General features: G+C 71.6%; 17 protein-coding genes and 1 pseudogene. 6 read left to right on the top strand and 12 right to left on the bottom strand.

Features of this window, described 5'->3' with window-relative positions:
- Window positions 1-138 precede the first annotated feature (138 nt).
- Window positions 139-1,761: an ABC-F family ATP-binding cassette domain-containing protein gene (locus Athai_RS12845; RefSeq protein ID WP_203961706.1), complete on the bottom strand. Its 1,623-nt coding sequence runs from the start codon at window positions 1,759-1,761 to the stop codon at window positions 139-141.
- Between the two features lie 387 nt (window positions 1,762-2,148).
- The gene (locus Athai_RS12840) at window positions 2,149-2,805 is read right to left on the bottom strand and encodes an acVLRF1 family peptidyl-tRNA hydrolase (protein WP_203961705.1); all 657 of its coding nucleotides are present in this window, start codon (window positions 2,803-2,805) and stop codon (window positions 2,149-2,151) included.
- Window positions 2,806-2,876: 71 nt separating this feature from the next.
- On the opposite strand from Athai_RS12840, the gene Athai_RS12835 reads away from it, so the two are divergent.
- A complete protein-coding gene (locus Athai_RS12835) occupies window positions 2,877-3,581 on the top strand; it encodes a DNA alkylation repair protein (protein ID WP_239156898.1) in 705 nt (234 codons plus the stop codon).
- A gap of 86 nt (window positions 3,582-3,667) precedes the next feature.
- On the opposite strand, the gene Athai_RS12830 is transcribed toward Athai_RS12835, so the two are convergent.
- The 8 genes and pseudogenes from Athai_RS12830 to Athai_RS12795 all read right to left on the bottom strand — a co-directional run.
- Window positions 3,668-4,111 (bottom strand): metal-sulfur cluster assembly factor, encoded by a 444-nt coding sequence (locus Athai_RS12830; protein WP_203961704.1) that lies wholly within the window; start codon window positions 4,109-4,111, stop codon window positions 3,668-3,670.
- Entirely contained in the window at window positions 4,111-4,602 is a 492-nt protein-coding gene (gene sufU / locus Athai_RS12825) for a Fe-S cluster assembly sulfur transfer protein SufU (RefSeq protein WP_203961703.1), read from the bottom strand. The genes Athai_RS12830 and sufU overlap by 1 nt, the downstream gene beginning before the upstream one ends.
- Window positions 4,603-4,647: 45 nt before the next feature.
- Complete coding sequence (locus Athai_RS12820; RefSeq protein WP_203961702.1) at window positions 4,648-5,997, bottom strand: cysteine desulfurase; 1,350 nt, start codon at window positions 5,995-5,997, stop codon at window positions 4,648-4,650.
- A 3-nt stretch (window positions 5,998-6,000) separates the two neighbouring features.
- A complete protein-coding gene (gene sufC, locus Athai_RS12815) occupies window positions 6,001-6,765 on the bottom strand; it encodes a Fe-S cluster assembly ATPase SufC (RefSeq protein ID WP_203961701.1) in 765 nt (254 codons plus the stop codon).
- A 94-nt stretch (window positions 6,766-6,859) separates the two neighbouring features.
- Window positions 6,860-7,183 carry a non-heme iron oxygenase ferredoxin subunit gene (locus Athai_RS12810; protein WP_203961700.1) on the bottom strand — a complete coding sequence of 108 codons (324 nt, stop codon included), beginning with the start codon at window positions 7,181-7,183 and terminating at the stop codon, window positions 6,860-6,862.
- 1 nt (window position 7,184) lies between these two features.
- A complete protein-coding gene (gene sufD / locus Athai_RS12805) occupies window positions 7,185-8,378 on the bottom strand; it encodes a Fe-S cluster assembly protein SufD (protein ID WP_203961699.1) in 1,194 nt (397 codons plus the stop codon).
- A gap of 123 nt (window positions 8,379-8,501) precedes the next feature.
- Complete coding sequence (gene sufB, locus Athai_RS12800) at window positions 8,502-9,911, bottom strand: Fe-S cluster assembly protein SufB (RefSeq protein WP_203965606.1); 1,410 nt, start codon at window positions 9,909-9,911, stop codon at window positions 8,502-8,504.
- 197 nt (window positions 9,912-10,108) lie between these two features.
- Window positions 10,109-10,792, bottom strand: a pseudogene (locus Athai_RS12795) (helix-turn-helix transcriptional regulator); the annotation flags it as partial.
- A gap of 209 nt (window positions 10,793-11,001) precedes the next feature.
- Between Athai_RS12795 and Athai_RS12790 the strand changes: the two are divergent.
- The 5 genes from Athai_RS12790 to Athai_RS12770 all read left to right on the top strand — a co-directional run bounded on the left by Athai_RS12790 (window position 11,002) and on the right by Athai_RS12770 (window position 18,454).
- Window positions 11,002-11,952, top strand: coding sequence for a COX15/CtaA family protein (locus Athai_RS12790; RefSeq protein ID WP_239156897.1), 951 nt, complete (start codon window positions 11,002-11,004; stop codon window positions 11,950-11,952).
- Between the two features lie 171 nt (window positions 11,953-12,123).
- Window positions 12,124-14,547, top strand: coding sequence for an HAD-IB family hydrolase (locus Athai_RS12785; RefSeq protein WP_203961697.1), 2,424 nt, complete (start codon window positions 12,124-12,126; stop codon window positions 14,545-14,547).
- Window positions 14,544-15,809 carry a zinc-dependent alcohol dehydrogenase gene (locus Athai_RS12780; protein ID WP_203961696.1) on the top strand — a complete coding sequence of 422 codons (1,266 nt, stop codon included), beginning with the start codon at window positions 14,544-14,546 and terminating at the stop codon, window positions 15,807-15,809. Before Athai_RS12785 ends, Athai_RS12780 begins: the two co-directional genes overlap by 4 nt.
- 64 nt (window positions 15,810-15,873) lie before the next feature.
- Entirely contained in the window at window positions 15,874-17,451 is a 1,578-nt protein-coding gene (gene larAH, locus Athai_RS12775) for an NPN-dependent hydroxyacid isomerase, LarAH14/15/16 family (protein WP_203961695.1), read from the top strand.
- Window positions 17,452-17,461: 10 nt separating this feature from the next.
- On the top strand, window positions 17,462-18,454 hold the full coding sequence (locus tag Athai_RS12770) for a lysophospholipid acyltransferase family protein (protein ID WP_203961694.1): 993 nt from the start codon (window positions 17,462-17,464) through the stop codon (window positions 18,452-18,454).
- A gap of 722 nt (window positions 18,455-19,176) precedes the next feature.
- Here the strand turns inward: Athai_RS12770 and Athai_RS12765 are convergent.
- Window positions 19,177-19,482, bottom strand: a complete 306-nt coding sequence (locus Athai_RS12765; RefSeq protein WP_239156896.1) for a hypothetical protein — start codon at window positions 19,480-19,482, stop codon at window positions 19,177-19,179.
- 186 nt (window positions 19,483-19,668) lie between these two features.
- Window positions 19,669-20,628 carry a heme o synthase gene (locus tag Athai_RS12760; protein ID WP_203961692.1) on the bottom strand — a complete coding sequence of 320 codons (960 nt, stop codon included), beginning with the start codon at window positions 20,626-20,628 and terminating at the stop codon, window positions 19,669-19,671.
- Window positions 20,629-21,028 lie beyond the last annotated feature (400 nt).

Genomic DNA, 21,028 nt, shown 5'->3' with positions numbered 1-21,028 from the left:
GGCGGGGCCAGGGCGGGCACCGCTGGGCGGGCACCAGCTCGGCGGTGCCGGCGCCGCCTCCCGCAGCGCCGGCCCGGGGCCACGCCGGCCAACGCCGGGGCGCGGACCGCCCCGGGAACCGGTGAACCGCGCGTCGCCTCAGGCGAGCTCGACGAGTTCGAGCAGGTCGTCGCTCCAGGCATCCTCGTCACCGTCGGGCAGCAGGATCGCCCGGTCCGGCCGCAGCGCCTGCACCGCGCCCGGATCGTGGGTGACCAGCACGATCGCCCCGGGGAACCGGGAGATCGCGTCCAGCACCTGCTCCCGGCTGACCGGGTCGAGGTTGTTCGTCGGCTCGTCCAGCAGCAGCACGTTGGCACCCGAGGTGACCAGGGTGGCCAGCGCCAGCCGGGTCTTCTCGCCGCCGGACAGCACGCCGGCCGGCTTGTCCACGTCGTCGCCGGAGAACAGGAACGCGCCGAGGATCTTGCGCAGATCGGTGTCGGTCTGCTTGCCGCCGTTCGCCGAGTCGGCGGTGCGCATGTGCTCCAGCACCGACCGGTCGACGTCGAGGGTCTCGTGTTCCTGCGCGTAGTAGCCGATCCGCAGGCCGTGCCCGGGGACCAGCTCGCCGGTGTCGGGCTGCTCGTACCCGCCGATCAGCCGCAGCAGCGTCGTCTTGCCGGCGCCGTTGAGCCCCAGGATGACCACCCGGGAACCGCGGTCGACGTTCACGTCGACGTCGACGAACACCTCCAGCGAGCCGTACGACTTGGACAGCCCGCGGGCGGTCAGCGGCACCTTGCCGCACGGCGCCGGGTTCGGGAACCGAACCTTCGCCACCTTGTCACCGACCCGGACCTCCTCCAGCCCGGACAGCAGCTTCTCGGCCCGGCGGGCCATGTTCTGCGCCGCGGTCGCCTTCGTCGCCTTGGCGCCCAGCTTCGCCGCCTGCGCCTGCAGCGCGCCGGCCTTGCGCTCCGCGTTGGCCCGCTCCCGGCGGCGGCGCCGCTCGTCGGTCTCCCGCTGCTCCTGGTACTTCTTCCAGCCCATGTTGTAGGCGTCGACCACCGAGCGGTTCGCGTCCAGGTACCAGACCTTGTTGACCACGTCGGCGAGCAGTTCGACGTCGTGGCTGATCACGATCAGGCCGCCCTTGTGCCCGGACAGGAAGCCGCGCAGCCAGGTGATCGAGTCGGCGTCCAGGTGGTTGGTCGGCTCGTCCAGCAGCAGGGTGCCGCCGGAGGCGCCCTCCGAGAACAGGATCCGGGCCAGCTCGATGCGCCGCCGCTGACCGCCGGACAGGGTGCGCAGCGGTTGGCCGAGCGAACGGTCCGGCAGCGCCAGGTTCGCGCAGATCCGGGCCGCCTCGGCCTCGGCGGCGTATCCACCGAGCGCGGCGAACCGGTCCTCCAGGTTGCCGTAGCGACGGACCAGCTTGTCGCGCTGACCGTCGTCGACCGCCTCGGCCAGCGCGGTCTGCAGCTTGGCCATCTCGGTCAGCAGCGTGTCCAGGCCACGGGCGGACAGCACCCGGTCACGGCCGGTGACGTCCAGGTCGCCGGTACGGGGGTCCTGCGGCAGGTAGCCGATCGGCCCCCGGCGGTCCACCGATCCCGCGTACGGGGTGCCCTCGCCGGCCAGCACCTTGAGGGTGGTGGTCTTGCCGGCCCCGTTGCGGCCGACCAGACCGATCCGGTCGCCGGGCTGCACCCGCAGCGCGGTGTCGGAAAGCAGGATGCGCGATCCGGCGCGCAGTTCCAGGCCGGAAACGGTGATCATGGGATGACGCTGCCTCTCTGAGGGAAAGGGGACCGACCACGGGCACACGAAAGCACCGGCTGAGCGGACTCAGTCGGTGCGGGGCTGGTCAGTCTTCGCAGAGGAGCACCCGGCAAGTGTAGCGGAGTGCTCCGGGCGACCCGCCAGTGATTTACGGCAAGCCGCACGCCCAGCTGGTACGGACCGGGTGCGGCCAGGGCGGTCCGGCGTCGGGCCGTTCCACTGCCTCGCCGATCGCGGCGGGTACATCGACCTGAGCTTCTACGACCAGCTCGCCGGCATCGACCAGGAGAGTTGGACGCACGGCTCCGGCCAGCAGCGCCAGCACTGGTTCGGCACCGGCTACGACACCGACCGCCTGCCGCACCTTCGGCTGACCGCGGGGCGTCAACCGGTCGGCTCGGTGAGGCGGATCCGGACCTCCCGGTACCGGCGGGCCGCGTCGAGCAACGTCGCCCGCCGCGGTTCGGGCAGCTCCGGCAGCTCCACCCGGGGCAACGCGGCCAGGTGCCGCAGCCGCGGATCGTCGAGTACCGCGGCCAGCAGGGCACGGTCGCCGCCGAGCACCAACCCGGACAGGGCCGCCGCCGGCAGCAGCCGGGCGGCGTGGTCGGCGGCGGCGCCGGTCGACTCGCGGGTCTGCTTGTCGCGGCGGCGGGCGAACCGCTGCTGCGACCAGCCGCCCGCGGCGGTCCGGCCCTGCACGTACCGGGTGTCCACCTTGGACGAGACGAGCCGGTCGCCGTCGGCCACCCCCACCGCGTGCGCACCCCGCCGGACCAGCAGCAGCCCCACCCGGCGGGCGGCACCGGCAGCGGCCAGCAGCGCCGCGCGGTCGGCCCCGGGTTCGCCAGGCCAGCCGAACGGCAGGTGGCACTCGGCGCGGGCCCCGTCCGGCGCCGAAACCACCGCACCGTCCGCAATGTCCGACCAGGTCAGCGGCGTGCCGTGGCGCTCGCCGAAGCCGTCGAGCCAGCGCCCCAGCCGGCCCGGGTCGAGCGGAATCCACCGGCCGCCGCCGGCCGCCGGACGTGATCTGGGCACCCGCGACCTCCCGACACGCCGATCCGGCGATCTTCGCTTCCTGCCCGCCGACGGTACGCGATCCTGAAACCGTGGCCGACACCACGAGCGGAACCGAGCTGGCCGGCCGGGTACTGAGCCGGCTCGACACCCTGTACGAGCCGGCCCGTGACGAGGTACGGGCAGCCGCGATGACCCGCTACATGCGCGGCGAGTTCCCGTTCCTGGGCATCCCGGCGCCGCGACAGCGGATGCTCGCGCGGCAGGCCATCGGCACCCTGCCGCGCCCGGCCGAGCCGGACCTGGCCGCCGTCGCCGCCGCCTGCTGGGCCCGGCCGGAACGCGAGTACCAGTACTTCGCCTGCGGGTACCTGCGTCGCTACGTGCGGGTGTGCTCGGCCTCGTTCGCGCCCACCGTGCAGCGGTTGATCACGACGAAATCCTGGTGGGACACCGTGGACCCGCTCGCCGCGCACGTGGTCGGCGGCCTGGTCGCACGGTATCCGCAGCTGGTCGCGCTGATGGACGACTGGGCGCTGGCCGACGACCGCTGGCTGGTCCGCAGCGCGCTGCTGCACCAGCTGCACTACCGGGAGAGCACCGACCCCAAACGGCTGTTCCGCTACTGCACCGAACAGTCCACCCACCCGGACTTCTTCGTCCGCAAGGCGATCGGCTGGGCGCTGCGCGAGTACGCCAAGACCGACCCGGGCGCGGTCCGCCGGTACGTCGCCGCACACCGGGGCCGGATGTCCCCGCTCTCGGTGCGCGAGGCGCTCAAGCACTTCGCCGGCTGAATCCGGCGTCGCGCCGGGGCGCCCGACCCGAACACGGCGGGACCCGGTTCGCCCACCAGCGAACCGGGTCCCGGCGCGGGAACCGCTCAGACGTTGAAGCCGAGCGAGCGCAACTGCTCGCGGCCGTCGTCGGTGATCTTGTCCGGGCCCCACGGCGGGATCCACACCCAGTTGATCCGGACGCCGCCCACCAGCGGGCTCGGCCCGCCGCACAGCGCCTGCTGCGCCTGGTCCTCGATCACGTCGGTCAGCGGACACGCGGCCGAGGTCAGCGTCATGTCCACGATCGCGGTGTTCTCGTCGTCCACGTAGAGCCCGTAGACCAGGCCGAGGTCGACCACGTTGATGCCCAGCTCGGGGTCGACGACGTCCCGGAGGGCCTCCTCGACGTCCTCGATCTTCGCCTTCGCGCCCGCGCCGCCGGCCGGCGGGTCGGCCGGTGCGGGCGGCGGCGCCTGCTCGGTGGGCTCCGGTTCGGTCGCGCCGGCCAGCCCGGCCGGGTCGACCGTACGGGTCTGCTGGTCGCTCATCAGTTGCCTCCTGCGGTTTCCGCGGTGGCCCGTGCGGCGGCGTCCTTGAACGCCATCCAGGACAGTAGTGCGCACTTCACCCGGGCCGGGTACCGCGCGACGCCGGCGAACGCGACCGCGTCCTCCAGCAGTTCCTCGTCCGGCTCGACCTGCCCGCGGCCGGTCATCAGCTCGTTGAACGCCTCGTGCAGGCGCAGCGCCTCGTCCAGGGTGCGGCCCGACACCAGGTCGTGCAGCACGCTGGCGGACGCCTGGCTGATCGAGCAGCCCATCCCGTCGTACGACACGTCCGACACCCGGGCCTTCGCACCGTCACCGGTCAGATGCACCCGGACGGTCATCTCGTCACCGCAGGTCGGGTTGACGTGATGCGCTTCGGCCACGTGCGGCTCGGACTGGCCGGCCACCGGCCCCGGCTCCCGCAGGCCACGACCGTGCGGGTGCTTGTAGTGATCCAGGATGATCTCCTGGTAGAGCGAGTCAAGCTGCATCTCGGGTCATGATCCTCGGGTCGGTCTGGTCGTCATGAGACACGCTCAGGAAAACAGCTTCTGGACGCTGCCGATTCCTCGGACCAGCGCGTCGATCTCCTCGGTCGTCGTGTACAGGTAGAACGAGGCACGGGTGACCGCAGGAACGCCGAACCGGGCGCAGGTCGGCCGGGCGCAGCCGTGCCCCACCCGGACCGCGACGCCCTCGGCGTCCAGCACCTGGCCGACGTCGTGCGGATGGATGCCGTCCAGCGCGAACGAGATCGTACCGCCGCGGCCGACCGGGACCGCCGGGCCGAAGATCCGCAGCCCCGGGATCTCGGTGAGCGCGTCCAGCGCGTACGCGGTGAGTTCCTTCTCGTGCCAGCGCACCGCGTCCATGCCGATCGAGGTCAGGTAGTCGACCGCGGCACCCAGGCCGATGGCCTGCGCGATCGGCGGGGTACCGGCCTCGAACCGGGCCGGCGGCGGCGCGAAGGTGGAGCCCTCCATCTTCACCGTCTCGATCATCTCGCCGCCGCCGAGGAACGGCGGCATCGCGTCGAGCAGTTCGGCGCGGCCCCACAGCACCCCGATGCCGGTCGGCCCGCACATCTTGTGCCCGGTGAAGGCGAGGAAGTCGACATCCAGGTCGACCACGTCGACCGGCGCGTGCGGCACCGCCTGGGAGGCGTCCAGCATCACCAGCGCGCCGACCTCGTGCGCCCGCCGGACGATCTCGGCGACCGGGTTGATGGTGCCCAGGATGTTCGACTGCAGGACGTACGAGACGATCTTGGTCTTCTCGTTCACCAGCTCGTGCAGGTCGGACGTGTCGAGCCGGCCGTTGTCGGTGATGCCGAACCAGCGCAGCGTCGCGCCGGTGCGCTGGCACAGCAGCTGCCACGGCACGATGTTCGAGTGGTGCTCCATTTCGGAGATCACCACCTCGTCGCCGGGGCCCAGCCGGAACCGCGGGTCGGTGAAGCCGGTCTGCGCGCTTCCCGTCGCCGCCGCGGCGCCCTGCTGGCCGAACGAGTAGGCGACCAGGTTCATCGCCTCGGACGAGTTCTTGGTGAACACGACCTCGTCGGCGCTGCGGGCACCGATGAACCGGGCGATCTTCGCGCGGGCCCCCTCGTACGCCTCGGTGGCCTCGGTACCGAGCGTGTGCACGGCGCGGGCCACGTTGGCGTTGTGGTGCTCGTAGTGGTCGGCGAGCACCTCCAGCACCTGCCGAGGTTTCTGCGAGGTGTTGGCCGAGTCGAGGTAGACCAGCGGGTGACCGTCGATCTCCCGGGTCAGGATCGGGAAGTCGGCCCGCACCTTCGCCACGTCGAAGCGCGGCACGTCGGCGTACTGCGGCATGCCGGGATGCCGGCCCGCCGCGGTCGTGTCGCTGGTCGTCTCGATCATCGCCTATGCACCCACCTTGCTGACGAACCGCTCGTAACCGGACGCCTCCAGGTCCTCGGCGAGCTCCTTGCCGCCCTCCTCCACGATGCGCCCGGCGACGAACACGTGCACGAAGTCGGGCTGCACGTAGCGCAGGATCCGGGTGTAGTGGGTGATCACCACCAGGCCGGTCTGGCCGGCGTCCTTGACCCGGTTGATGCCCTGGCTGACCTCACGCAGCGCGTCGATGTCCAGCCCGGAGTCGGTCTCGTCCAGGATCGCCATCTTCGGCTTCAGCAGCTCCAGCTGCACGATCTCGTGCCGCTTCTTCTCGCCGCCGGAGAAGCCCTCGTTGACGTTGCGCTCGGCGAACGCCGGGTCCATCCCGAGCTGCTCCATCGAGGTGCGCAGCTCCTTGACCCAGGTGCGCAGCTTCGGCGCCTCGCCGTCGATCGCGGTCTTCGCGGTGCGCAGGAAGTTCGCCACCGACACGCCCGGCACCTCGACCGGGTACTGCATGGCGAGGAACAGGCCGGCCCGGGCGCGCGCGTCGACGCTCATCGACAGCACGTCCTCGCCGTCCAGCGTCACGCTGCCGCTGGTGATCTTGTACTTCGGGTGGCCGGCGATCGCGTACGCGGTCGTCGACTTGCCCGAGCCGTTCGGGCCCATGATCGCGTGCGTCTCCCCGGACCGGATGGTCAGGTCCACGCCGTGCAGGATCGGCTTCAACTCGTCCTCCGACACCTGCACCGATGCGTGCAGGTCGCGGATCTCCAGAACGCTCACGTCAGTCCTTGCTCTTTCCTCGGCCGGCGGTGCGCCGGACAATCTCGCCGGCTGGTGCCGGTCCTGTCACGTCGCCGGCTGGCGGCGGATGTCGTCACTTCTTCGGTTCGGGGCACACGTAGATGTCGTCGTCGCGGATCTCCACCGGGTAGACCGGCACCGGCTCGGTGGCCGGCAGCCCGGTCGGCGCACCGGAACGCAGGTCGAAGCGCGAGCCGTGCAGCCAGCACTCCAACGTGCAGCCCTCGATCTCGCCCTCGCTCAGCGGCACCTCGGCGTGCGAGCACACGTCACGGATCGCGTACACCTCGCCGTTGTCGGTGTGCACCACCGCGATCGGCTCGTCGTCGATGTCGACGTGCACCGCGGTGCCCTTCTCGATCTCGTCCAGGCCGCAGATGCGCAGGTAGTCGGCCATCTCAGGCACCCGCCTCGGCCAGCCGCTCGTCGATCGCCGCCGCCAGCCGCTCGCGCAGCTCACCGGCCGGGATCTTCTCCAGCAACTCGACGAAGAAGCCCCGCACCACCAGCCGCCGGGCGGAGAGTTCGTCGATCCCGCGGGACATCAGGTAGAACAGGTGCTCGTCCTCGAACCGGCCGGTCGCGCTGGCGTGCCCGGCGCCGACGATCTCGCCGGTCTCGATCTCCAGGTTCGGCACCGAGTCGGCCCGCGCACCGTCGGTGAGCACCAGGTTCCGGTTCACCTCGTACGTGTCGGTGCCGGTGGCGTTCGCCCCGATCAGCACGTCGCCCACCCAGACGGTGTGCGCCGCGGCGCCCTGCAGCGCGCCGCGGTAGGTGACCCGGCTGCGGCAGTCGGTCGCCTGGTGCTCGACGAACTGCCGGTGCTCCAGGTGCTGCCCGCCGTCCGCGAAGTAGACCCCGTAGGCCTCCAGGTCCCCGCCCGGACCGGCGTACTCCACCGAGATGTACTGCCGGACCAGATCGCCGCCGAGGTTGACCGCCACGTGCACGGCCCGCGCGTCCCGGCCCAGCCGCAGCTTCTGGTGCTGCGCCTGCACCGCGTCGTCGGCCCAGTCGGCCACCGACACCAGGGTCAGCCGCGCGCCGTCGCCGACCACCACCTCCACGTTGTCGGCGTAGGTGGTGCTGCCGGTCTGGTCCAGGATCAGGGTGACCTCGGCGAGCGCACCGACCTCGATGAAGGTGTGCCCGAACGACGCACCGTCGGCCCCGGAGCCGACCAGCCGCACCGTCACCGGCTCGGCGACCACGGCCTCGGCGGCCACGTCGACGACCAGCGTCTCGGCGGATCGCTCGTACGCCAGGGCGCTGACCCGGTCGAACGGGGTCAGCACCGAACCCTTGCGGGGCTCGTCGGCGACCCGGCGGATCGTCACGCCGGTCGGCAGCGCGTCGAACTGCGCGGTGGGCGCCACGCCGCCGGCGGCGAAGCTGCCGTCGGCGAGCCCGCGCAGCCGCTTGAGCGGGGTGAACCGCCACTCCTCCTCGCGGCCGGTCACCGCCGGAAAGTCGGCCACCGCGTACGAACGCAGCGCCTGTGCCTTGGTCTCCGCCGGCTTGATGGCGGTCGCCGCCGCCTCGCCCCCGTGGCTGTGGGGGCGCGACACGACGGGTACGTCAGTCGTCATCGTGCGAGTGTTCTCCTGCAATTCGTGGCCCGTACGGGCTCAGCTGGTCACCGGGTGTCGCGCCGGAGGCACACCGCTGCCCGGCCGGCGCGGCGCGCGGCGCCGACCGGGGCATCGGCCCGGTCAGCCGACGGCGCCTTCCATCTGCAGCTCGATCAGGCGGTTCAGCTCCAGCGCGTACTCCATCGGCAGCTCCTTGGCGATCGGCTCGATGAAGCCGCGGACGATCATGGCCATCGCCTCGTCCTCGGTCATCCCCCGGCTCATCAGGTAGAAGAGCTGGTCCTCGCTGACCTTGGACACCGTCGCCTCGTGGCCCATCTGCACGTCGTCCTCGCGCACGTCCACGTACGGGTAGGTGTCGGACCGGGAGATGGCGTCCACCAGCAGCGCGTCGCACTTGACCGTGCTCTTGGACTGCTCGGAGCCCTCCAACACCTGCACCAGCCCGCGGTAGGAGGTACGGCCGCCGCCGCGCGCGATCGACTTGGAGATGATCGTCGAGGACGTGTTCGGCGCCTGGTGCACCATCTTCGCGCCGGCGTCCTGGTGCTGGCCCTCGCCGGCCATGGCGACCGACAGCACCTCGCCCTTGGCGTGCTCACCGAGCAGGTAGACCGACGGGTACTTCATCGTCACCTTGGAGCCGAGGTTGCCGTCGATCCACTCCATCGTGCCGCCCTGCTCGCAGGTGGCGCGCTTGGTGACCAGGTTGTAGACGTTGGTCGACCAGTTCTGGATGGTCGTGTAACGGCAGCGGGCGCCCTTCTTGACGACGATCTCCACGACCGCCGAGTGCAGCGAGTCGGACTGGTAGATCGGCGCCGTGCAGCCCTCGACGTAGTGCACGTAGGCGTCCTCGTCGACGATGATCAGCGTCCGCTCGAACTGGCCCATGTTCTCGGTGTTGATCCGGAAGTAGGCCTGCAGCGGGATCTCCACGTGCACGCCCTTCGGCACGTAGATGAACGAGCCGCCGGACCACACCGCGGTGTTCAGCGCGGCGAACTTGTTGTCACCGGCCGGGATCACCGTGCCGAAGTACTCCTCGAACAGCTCCGGGTGCTCCTTGAGGCCGGTGTCGGTGTCGAGGAAGACGACGCCCTGCTCCTCCAGGTCCTCCCGGATCTTGTGGTACACGACCTCCGACTCGTACTGCGCGGCCACCCCGGCGATCAGCCGCTGCTTCTCCGCCTCCGGGATGCCCAGCTTGTCGTAGGTGTTCTTGATGTCCGCCGGGAGCTCGTCCCAGGTGGTCGCCTGCTTCTCGGTGGAGCGCACGAAGTACTTGATGTTGTCGAAGTCGATGCCGGACAGGTCGGCGCCCCAGTTCGGCATCGGCTTGCGGCCGAACAGCTTCAGCCCCTTGAGCCGCCGCGAGAGCATCCACTCCGGCTCGCTCTTCTTGGCCGAGATGTCGCGCACCACGGCCTCGGACAGACCACGCTTCGCCGCCGCGCCGGCCACGTCCGAGTCGGCCCAGCCGTACTGGTAGCGGCCGATCCGCTCCAGCTCCTCGGCCTGCGCGGCCATCGGGTCGAGCACCTGGTCCGGCGCCTGGTTGGTCGTCTCTGCCGTCATCGCATCCTCACCGGATTCGGATCGTCACTGTCGGATTCGCCCGGGCCGTCGGCCCGGCCGGGTGGTACGACCGCGGAGCGGTCGGGAGGTTCGACCGCGGTGCGGTCGAGGGGAGTCGTGTCCGCGAGGGTGCGGGCGCGTCGCGGGTCGGGAATGTAGGTGGTACAGATCCCGTCGCCGTTGGCGATGGTGGCCAGCCGCTGCACGTGGGTGCCGACGAGGCGGCTGATCACCTGCGTCTCGGCCTCGCACAGCTGCGGGAACTCGGCCGCGACGTGCGCCACCGGGCAGTGGTGCTGGCACAGCTGGCCGCCGGCGGCGAGGGCCGAGGCACTGGCCGCGTACCCCTCCCCGGACAGCGCGCCGGCCAGCGCGTTCGCCCGGGCGAGCGGGTCGTCACCGGCGTCCTCCATGGCGGCGCGGCAGCTGTCCTCCAGCGCCGCCACCTGCTGCGCCACGAAGGCGGAGACCGCGTCGGCCCCGCCGGAGGCGTAGATCCAGCGCAGCGCGGCGGCGGCCAGGTCGTCGTAGGTGTGCGGACCGCAGCTGCCGCGGCCGGAGTCGGTGAGCACGAACTCGCGGGCCGGCCGGCCGCGCCGACGCCGGCCCAGCACCACCCGGTCGCGGTCGGCGACCAGGCCGTCGGCGAGCATCGCGTCCAGGTGACGGCGGATGGCGGCCGGGCTGACCCCGAGTTCGGCGCCGAGCTCGGCGGCGGTCAGCGCGCCGCGCTCCAGCAGCAGCTGGGTCACCGCGTCGCGGGTGCGGCCGTCCCGGGCGCGTGCGTCACCGACGGCGTCACCGGACCGACCGGTGGATCGTGGCTCCGGCACACCGCCCGCGCACGCCCCGAGGCCCGGGGTCGAGCTGGCCGCGTTTTTCACAACATCAGTGTGACGTATTTCGGCGGCTCGATGCAAACGGGCTCGCCGGTGAAACGAGACACGAAGCCGAGCCTTACCTCAAATCACGCTCACGACCCGGCCACCAGGCCACACACCCCGTCTACGTCGCGTAGAACGTCCCCGCCTACGATGGCCCGGTGAGTCTGGAACGGGTGCGGGTCTCGGCCGCCACGGTTCGCCGGCTGGCCCTCACGACGGTGGCCCTCAACGTGGTCCTGGTGGTCACCGGCGGAGCGGTGCGGCTGACCGGTTCCGGCCTCGGCTGCCCCACCTGGCCGAAATGCACCGACGCGTCGTACCGCAACACTCCCGCCTACGGCATCCACGGCTACATCGAGTTCGGCAACCGGCTGCTGACCTTCGTCCTGGTTGCCGCGGTGATCCTGACGTTCCTCGCCGCGCTCGTCGCGAACCCGCGCCGCCGCTCGGTGATCTGGCTGTCGGTGCTGTCCGGGGCGACCATCCCGGCCCAGGCCGTCCTCGGCGGCATGACCGTGCTCACCCACCTCAACCCGTACGTGGTCGCGGCGCACTTCCTGTTCACGGTGCTGATCATCGCGATCGCGTACTGGCTGTGGCGGCGCTGCCGGGAGGGCGACGAGCCGGCCCAGACCCTGGTCCGGCCGCCGCTGCGGGCACTGACCGTGCTGCTGACCGCGCTGGCCGCGGTGGTGCTGACCATCGGCACCGTGGTCACCGGCTCCGGACCGCACGCCGGCGACGAGCACGCCCGCCGGACCGGGCTGGACCCGGGCGTGGTGGCGCAGCTGCACGCGGACTCGGTGATGCTGCTGATCGGGGCGAGCGTCGCGGCCTGGTTCGCGTTCCGGGCGACCCGCGCGCCCGCGGCGGTCCAGCGGGCCGCCGTGACCTTGATCGCCGTCGAGCTGGCACAGGGCGTGATCGGCTTCGTGCAGTACTTCACCCACCTGCCGATCGTGCTGGTGGGACTGCACATGGCCGGCGCCGCCGCGGTGTGGCTCGCGGCGCTGGTACTGCTGTTCGCCACCCGCAGCCGCGGCCCGGCGCCCGAGGCGGCGCCGGTGACCGGCCCGGAGGTGGTCCCGCCCGGTTCGGTTCCCGCCTGACGGAGGCCGACACCGCAGGTCATCGCGCCGTCGCGGTACGAATCGAGGCATCGTCACCCGGCCTGGAACACCCCGGGTGGCAACGTATAACGTGTCGGAGCCGAGGGGAACGGCCGGCGACTGCCGGCGCCGACCACGGCGATGGCCATCGATCTGCCGGGGAGGGCGCAGGTGGCGGACGACCACAGCGGCGAGCACGTCGGTACGGGCGGGACAGCTCGCCGGTTGGCCGGTGCGCACGTGTTGCTCACCGGCGCGACCGGCTTCCTGGGTCAGGCGACCCTGGAGAAGCTGCTGTCCGACTATCCGGACACGCGCGTCTCGGTGCTGATCCGGCGCAAGGGCAGCACGCCCGCCGCGCAACGGCTGGACAGCATGCTGCGCAAGCCGGTCTTCAACACCTGGCGCGAACGGGTCGGTGACGACGAGGCGGCCCGGATCGCCGCCGAGCGCATCGACGTCGTGGAAGGCGATCTCGGCGGCAACCCGCCGAGCCTGCCGGACGACCTGGACGTGGTGATCCACTGCGCGTCCACGGTGTCGTTCGACCCGCCGATCGACGAGGCGTTCCGGACCAACGTGTCCGGCGTGGTCAACCTGTACCAGGCGATCGCGGCGACCGGCACCAGCCCGCACGTGGTGCACATCTCCACCGCCTACGTGGCCGGCGCCCGCAAGGGTGTGGTGCCCGAGGCGTCGCTGGACCACACCGTCGACTGGCAGACCGAGCTGGCCTCGGCGCTGGCCGCGCGCGACGAGGTGGAGCGCGACTCGCGCCGCCCGGAGGCGCTGCGCAAGGCGCTGGCCGAGGCGCGCGGCGAGCACGGCAAGGCCGGCCCGCAGTCGGCCGCGCTGGCCGCCGAGGAGGCCCGCAAGGAATGGGTGTCCAAGCGGCTGATCGACTACGGCCGGCTGCGCGCGCAGAGCCTGGGCTGGCCGGACGTGTACACCTTCACCAAGGCGCTGGGTGAGCGCGCCGCCGAGCAGCTGTGGGCCGGTGCCGGGCATCGGTTGACGGTGGTGCGGCCGGCGATCGTGGAGAGCGCCCTGAAATACCCGTTCCCGGGCTGGATCGACGGCTTCAAGATGGCCGACCCGATCATCCTGGCGTACGGCCGGGGCGTGCTGCAGGAGTTCCCCGGCCTGCCGGACGGCGTGCTCGACGTGATCCCGGTCGACCTGGTGGTCAACGCGACGCTGGCCGCCGCGACGGCGCCCACCGAGCCGGGCGAGGCGCAGTACTTCCACGTCGGTTCGGGCCACTCCAACCCGCTGCCGATCCGGGAGATGTACCGGACCATCAGGGAGTACTTCGAGGCGCACCCGATGCCCGACGGCGGTCGCGGCGAGATCAAGGTGCCGCTGTGGACCTTCCCCGGCTCGCAGGCCGTCGAGCGGCTGCTGCGCACCGGGGAGCGGGCGACCGGCTTCGCCGAGCAGGCGCTGCTGCGGATGCCGGCCTCGTCCCGCACCCGGGACTGGATGACCAAGGTCCACCGCAAGCAGCGCGAGCTGGAGTTCCTGCGCAAGTACTCGGACCTCTACGGGGTGTACACCGAGGCCGAGGTCATCTACACCGACGATCGGCTGCTGGCGCTGCACGAGTCGCTGCCGGCCGACGAGCGGGAACGGCACGGCTTCGACCCGCGGGTCATCGACTGGGACTACTACCTCGAGGACGTGCACTACCCGGCGATCACCGCGGCGATGCGGGCGATCGGGTCGCGGCCGCGGTCGCGTACCGTCGCCAAGCGCGAGACGCTGCCCGAGCGCACCGACGCGGTCGCGGTGTTCGACCTGGAGGGCACCGTCATCGCCTCGAACATGATCGAGGCGTACCTGTGGGCCCGGCTCGCCGGCCGCACCAAGTCCGGCTGGGTGGGTGAGCTCGCCGACCTCGCCACCGCGATGCCGAAGTACCTGCGCGCCGAGCGGCGGGACCGGGGCGACTTCGTGCGCACCTTCCTGCGCCGCTACGAGGGCGCCGACGAGCAGGCGCTGCGCCGGGTGGTCGCGGACCGGCTCGGTGACACGCTGCTGGCCCGGGCGCTGCCGGAGGCGGTCCGGCAGATCCGCCGGCACAAGGCGGCCGGGCATCGCACGCTGCTGATCACCGGCGCGATCGACATCCTGGTCGAGCCGCTGAACGGGCTGTTCGACGACATCGTGGCGAGCCGGCTGCACGTGGTGGACGGTCGGTTCACCGGCTACCTGGACGGCCCACCGCTGGTCGGTGAGGCGCGGGCGGCGTTCCTGCGCCGGTACGCCCGGCTGGGCGGGTTCGACCTCGCCAAGTCGTACGCGTACGGCGACAGCTTCTCCGACCGGCCGCTGCTGGAGGCGGTCGGCAACCCGAACGCCGTCAACCCCGACCCGAAGCTGTACCGGCACGCGAAGCGGAAGAAGTGGACAGTGCGCGAGTGGGGCAAGCACACCCGCGGTCCGGTGGAGGCGCTGATGGACGGCAGTCGCGACAGCCTGCTCGCCGGCAGCTGGGGCCAGGCGGCCGTGCTGCCGACCGGCACCAGTACCACCGCGTTGCCGGGCGCGCCGATCCGCTCGCTGCCCGCCGGCGGTACGGAGGTGACCCGGTGATCCTGGGCCTGGAATATCACCGTTCCGCCGCGCGTTATCTCGCCACCCGCACCGCGACCGGCACCAAGCTGGGCGGCCGGATGGCCGGCCTGCTGGTCGGCAACATGGCGCCGCTGCGACTGACCAACCTGTCCGAACCGCGCCGGCCCGGCGACGACTGGACCCGGCTCAAGCCACTGCTGTCCGGGATCTGCGGTTCGGACCTCGGGCTGCTGTCCGGCTCGAACTCGCCGTACCTGTCGCCGATGATCTCGACGCCGTTCGTGCCCGGACACGAGGTCGTCGCGGAGACCATGGACGAGCTGCCCGGCCTGCCCAAGGGCAGCCGGGTGGTGATGGACCCGGTGCTGTCCTGCCGGCCGCGCGGCGTCGAACCGTGCCTCTGGTGCGCGACCGGCCGCGAGTCGCGCTGCGACCGGATCACCGGCGGCGCGGTCTCGTCCGGCCTGCAGACCGGATACTGCGGCGACACCGGCGGCGGCTGGAGCAAGCAGTTCGTCGCGCACGCGAGCCAGCTGCACCCGGTGCCGGACGAGCTGTCCGACGAGCGCGCGGTGCTGGTCGAGCCGATCGCCTGTGCCGTCCATTCGGTCCGCCGGGTGCACGTGCCGGCCGGCGCCTCGGTGCTGCTGATCGGCGCCGGCACGGTCGGCCTGTTCACCCTGCTGGCGCTGCGCGAGTTCACCCAGGCCGGCCCGATCTACGTCGTCGCCAAGCACCGCCACCAGCGGGAACGGGCGCTCCAGCTGGGCGCGACCGAGGTCTTCGAGCCGAAACGGGCCGCGCGGGCGTTGCGCCGCGCCACCGGCGGTTCGCTGCAGCATCCGCAGATGGGTGAGGACTTCCTGCTCGGCGGGGCGGACATCGCGTTCGAGTGCACCGGCGGCGCCGGCGGCCTGACCTCCGCGCTGCGGATGGTGCGGGCCGGCGGCACCGTGGTCGCCTCCGGCATCCCGTCCAGCGGCGTCGATCTGACCCCGCTGTGGTACCGGGAGCTGAGCCTGGTCGGTGCCTACGCCTCCGACCACGGCGGCCCGGAGCAGGTCACCGACGACGTACCGAACGCGGCGGAGGAGCGTACCCGCGCCGACGGGCGGGCCGGCGACTTCACCGAGGCGGTCGCACTGGCCGGGACGGCGCCGCTGGACGGCTACGTGGACGCGGTCTACTCGCTGAGCCAGTGGCGGGACGCGATCGGGCACGCCTTCGCGGCCGGCCGGCTCGGGACCGTCAAGGTCGCCTTCGCACCGGGCCAGCAGTGACGGGGGCGACGGTGACAGACGCGATGGACACGACATTTGTTGGCACCCAACGGGAGGCTGCGGCGTGAGCAGGCCAGGGTTCGTACTTGAGGTCGATGAGCGGACCCCACCGCTGCTGATCCACCAGGGCGAGGGGTTCCGGCTGGAGAATCTGCCGCTGGGCAGCAAGGTGATCTACGGGCCGGATCCGCTGCCCGGCATCCGGGACGTGAACGCCGCCATCCGGCATGCGTTGCTGCACCCGCACGGCATGGAGCCGCTGCCGGAGCTGCTCAGGCCGGGCATGAAGCTGACGATCGCGTTCGACGACATCTCGCTGCCGCTGCCCCAGATGCAGACCCCGGACATCCGGCAGCGGATCCTCGAGCACGTGCTGGAGCTGGCCGCCCGCAAGGGGGTCAACGACGTCGAGTTGGTCGCGGCGAACGCGCTGCACCGGCGGATGACGCCGAGCGAGCTGAAGCGGGCGGTCGGCGAGCGGGTGTTCCGCGCGTTCTTCCCCGAGCACCTGCGCAACCACGACGCCGAGGACAAGGACAACATGGTCCACCTCGGCAAGACCGACCACGGTGAGGACGTCGAGCTCAACAAGCGGGCGATGGAGTCCGACCTGTTGGTCTACGTCAACATCAACCTGACCCCGATGTCCGGCGGCCCGAAGTCGGTGTCGGTGGGTCTGGCCGGGTACAACAGCCTGCGCCACCACCACAACTCGCACGTGCTGAAGCACTCGCGGTCGTTCAACGATCCGCCGAACTCGGCGATGCACCACTCGTACAACCGGATGGCCGACCTGCTCGGCGGGCACGTCAAGGTGTTCACCATCGAGACGAGCGTCAACAGCGAGTCGTTCCCGTCCGCGATGGGCTTCCTGAACAAGCGCGAGTGGGAGTGGAACCTCAAGGACCAGGCGTCCTACCTCGCGGTCAAGCGGGCCAACGAGATGCTGCCGACCAAGATGCGGCGCAAGGTCTGGCAGAGCCAGTACGCGCCGTACAAGATGACCGGCATCAACGCCGGTGCGCCGAGCGAGGTGCACCCGTTGACCATGGCCAAGGTGCACGAGCAGCAGCGCGTCGAGGTCAACGGCCAGGCCGACATCGGCGTGTTCGGCGTGCCGTTCATCTGCCCCTACAACGTCAACTCGATCATGAACCCGATCCTGGTGACGTCGATGGGGCTGGGCTACCAGTTCAACATGTACCTGAACAAGCCGATCGTGCGGCAGGGTGGCGTCGGCATCTTCTACCACCCGATGCCGAACGAGTTCCATCCGGTGCACCACCCCTCCTACATCGACTTCTTCGAAGAGGTGCTGGCCGAGACGACCGACCCGGCGCAGCTGGAGGCCAAGTACGAGAAGCAGTTCGCCACCGACGAGTGGTACATCCACCTGTACCGCAACTCGTACGCGTACCACGGCGTGCACCCGTTCTACATGTGGTACTGGGCGTCGCACGCGATGGACCACCTGGGCGACGTGATCTTCGTCGGCGCGGACCGCAAGACCGCCGCACGGCTCGGCTTCCGTACCGCCACCACGCTGGGTGACGCGCTGGAGATGGCCAAGCACACGGTCGGCTCCAGCCCGGAGATCAGCTACCTGCACATGCCGCCGCTCACGCTCGCGGACGTTCGGTAGGGGTGCCGCGATGGGTCTGATCAGTGAGGCCAAGCTGCTGGCGCGGGGTCGGGACTGGCGCGGCCGGTCCCGCACCCCGCGATCGGCGGAGCCGTGGGCGCCCAAGCACGAGCCGAAGGAGTTCCCGACCGCGTGGGCCCGCACCCCGGTCACCGGGATCGTGCGGACCGCGATCCAGCGCGGCGTGCTCAAGCCGGTGGCGTGGAGCCAGACCCGCGTCACCGTCGAGGGCCGGGAGTACCTCGACGGGCTGCGCGGCCCGGCGATCTTCATCGCCAACCACTCCAGCCACCTCGACACGCCGATGATCCTGGGCTCGCTGCCACGCCGGTTCACCGACCGGCTGGCGGTGGGTGCCGCGGCCGACTACTTCTTCGACGCCCGCTGGCGGGCGTTCACCACTGCCCTGGTGTTCAACACCTTCCCGGTGGAGCGGTACGGGTCGCGCCGGCTGCGCGGGCTCGCCGGCCGGCTGGTCGACGACGCCTGGTCGCTGCTGCTGTTCCCGGAGGGCACCCGGTCCCAGGACGGCTGGATGAACCCGTTCAAGGTGGGTGCCGCGGCGCTGTGCATCTCCAAGGGCATCCCGTGCGTGCCGATCTCGCTGCGCGGCACGTACGGCGCGATGCCCCGCGGCCGGAACTGGCCGCGACCGGGCCGGCCGAAGGTCGTCATCCGGTACGGTCGGCCGCTGCGCGCCGAGGCCGGCGAGGGCGTGCGCGACTTCAGCTTCCGGATGATGTCCGAGGTCACCCGGCTGTGGAACGAGGAGGAACTCGGCTGGTACGAGGCGCTGCGCGCGTCGGCCGCCGGCCAGCTCTCGGCCCCCACCGGTCCGAAGGCGATCGCCGCCGAGGCGACCCCGGAGATCGAGGCGGCGCCGTCCGCCGGCACCGACGTGGTGCCGGCCGAACCGGCGGACGCCTCCCGGTGGCGGCGGATCTGGGAGTCGACCCGGCCGCTGGACGACGAGCGTCCCCGGCCGGTCTGGCCGGGCCGCTGAACGGCTGAACCGTCGACGGCGGTGCGGGGCCACCGAACCCTGGAGTGGCCCCGGCCGCCGGCCCGCTTCGCTGAGCCACGGCGGGTACCTGCCGCCCGGCAGCTACCCGCGCCCGCCGGGCCTGCCGGTGCCGACCGGCAACGGTTGGATTCGCGCTGCGGCGCCGGTTCGGCCCCCTCCCCCGCCGGTCCGGCGCCGCGGAGGCGACACGGGCACCGACGGGCTTCCGGTACAGGTTGGCGGTGCCGGGGGCTGCGGCTGCCGGGCCAGCCCGCCGCTCCCCCGCCAGCGCGGGCCGCGCTGGCGGGTAGGTGTTCGGGCGGGCCTGTCACCCGCTGACCGGCGTGCTTGCTCGACTGGTGGCAGGCCGACGACGATGGCGGGTACGACATGACCGGGTTCCCGGCTGCCGATGACGATGCGCACCAGCCGCGACGAGCGGGAGGGGACGTTCGACTTCGTCCTGGACGTGACCAGTGGCGGCCGGCACCGAGCCCGACGGGTGCCTCGCAGCCGGCCGGCAGCTGAACCGAGGGCGCCAGCTGTCAGGTCGGCGACGTGGCCGGCCATGCCGGCCTGCGGTACCGGTGCGGCAGGCACACCACCGCGTTCGCCGGCGGGAGCCGCCGCCGGTGCCCGCCGTGGGAGCGGAGCGCCGGTACGGTCCCGTCGGCGCGAGGCCGCCGGGACCGCCTGGTCCTGCGGTCGGTCAGGTCCGCGGCTCAGCGAGCCAACGCGGTGCGGCCCATCGAGCGCCACAGCGAGGGGCCGCCGTGCATGTTCTCGGTCAGTTCGCGCTCCCAGCCGTTCTCGATCGGCACGCCGGCCTCGCGGCAGGCGGCCCGGGCGACGTCGGTGGCGGGGGCGAGCTGGTCGCCCCAGGCGCCGTCCTCGCCGACCAGCACGATGCGCGCACCGCGCCGGCCGACGTACTCGATCACTGCGGTCGCACCATCGTGCGCACTGGTGAACGCCTTGAGTCCCGCCACGATCCCGGAGGGGACCTGTTCGGACTCCGTTGAAGCCATGGGGGTTTCTGGCATGACAGTGAGGCTAGGCAGTCGATGCGCGCCGCACGGCGGAACTTGTCAAAAGCTGTGATGCGACTTACGGTTCACCGGCCCGTTACCGCCGGTTTCGTCCGGTCCGCGAGCGCGTCGGGGACCACCCGACGCGACGGCATGACATCACTCACCTGGTGGATGCCCGCACCGCTACAGGAAGGCGTCGACCGCCAGCGCGATGAACAGCAGCGTCAGGTAGGTGATCGACCAGTGGAACAGGTACATCGGCTTGATCTTCTGGCCGCGCTTCTCGCGGTGCAGCAGCCGGTGCACCTCGAACAGGAACAGCGCGCCGAGCACCACCGCGACCGCGCCGTAGACCCAGGTGGTCGCGAGCGGCCACAGCGCGATCGAGCAGGCGACCATCAACCACGAGTAGATCGCCGACTCGACCAGCACCCGGCGCAGCGAAGCCACCACCGGCAGCATCGGCACCCCGGCCGCCGCGTAGTCCTTCTTGAACTTGATCGCGAGCGCCCAGAAGTGCGGCGGCTGCCAGAAGAACACCACCGCGAACACCAGCCACGGCGTGATGCCCAGGCCGCCGGTGACCGCCGCCCAGCCGATCAGTACCGGTGCGCTGCCGCAGGCGCCGCCCCAGAACGTGTTCGCCGCGGTGCGCCGCTTCAGCAGCAGCGTGTAGACCACGTCGTAGTAGAGGATCGCGGCGAGGGTCAGGCCGCCGGCGAGCCAGTTGGTGGTCAGCCCGATCAGCAGCACCGAGACGACCCCGATGACCAGCCCGAACACCAGCGCCGAGCGTGGCGAGACGGTGTGCCGCACCAGCGGGCGGGTGGAGGTGCGCCGCATCACCTGGTCGATGTCGCGGTCGATGTAGCAGTTGAGCGCGTTGGCGCTGCCCGCGGCGAGCGCGCCGCCCAGCACCACGACCACCATCGTCACGATGCTCGGCAGCCCGTGCGCGGCGAGCAGCATCGCCGGCACCGTGGTGATCAGCAGCAGCTCGATGATGCGCGGCTTGGTCAGCGCGAGGTAGGCCGCGAACACGGCCTTCGCGTGCGCGGCGCGCGTCGGCGTCGGGGCGAGCGCCGGGGAGGCCTCCGTGGGCTGCTGCGCGCCGGAGGCTTCGCGGTCGGCGACCGTACTCACGCGGATCCAGCCACCTTCCGGCGTCGGGACGAGGAGTGCTCCTGCGAACTGCACCGGAGCCGTACTACGGGTCGTAGAACAGACTAGTGCGGCACGGTGCGCCGGCTGCGGCAGGGTGCCGGATTCGGTGCACCGGGCCGCCACCCGGCGGCGGTGCCGGGCCGATCACCCGCCGTGTCGACCGACCCCCCGCCCCACGCCGGGAAGTCATCATGGGAAACGATGGACAAACGATTGCCGAACAACGGCATCGGATGCCGGCAGGGTGCGTTTCCCCTGACTACAGGTTGGCACAGGGGTCCAGCAGGTGGCACGCCAGGGATCCAACCACGCTGCGTGCGCGGCGTGGGTAGGGTCGACCTGGTGGGTTTCTGGCGGGCACGAGCACGCACGCCGCACA

The sequence above is a fragment of the Actinocatenispora thailandica genome, assembly GCF_016865425.1.
Lineage (GTDB): Bacteria > Actinomycetota > Actinomycetes > Mycobacteriales > Micromonosporaceae > Actinocatenispora > Actinocatenispora thailandica.
This window is presented reverse-complemented; position numbering and strand designations above follow the sequence as displayed.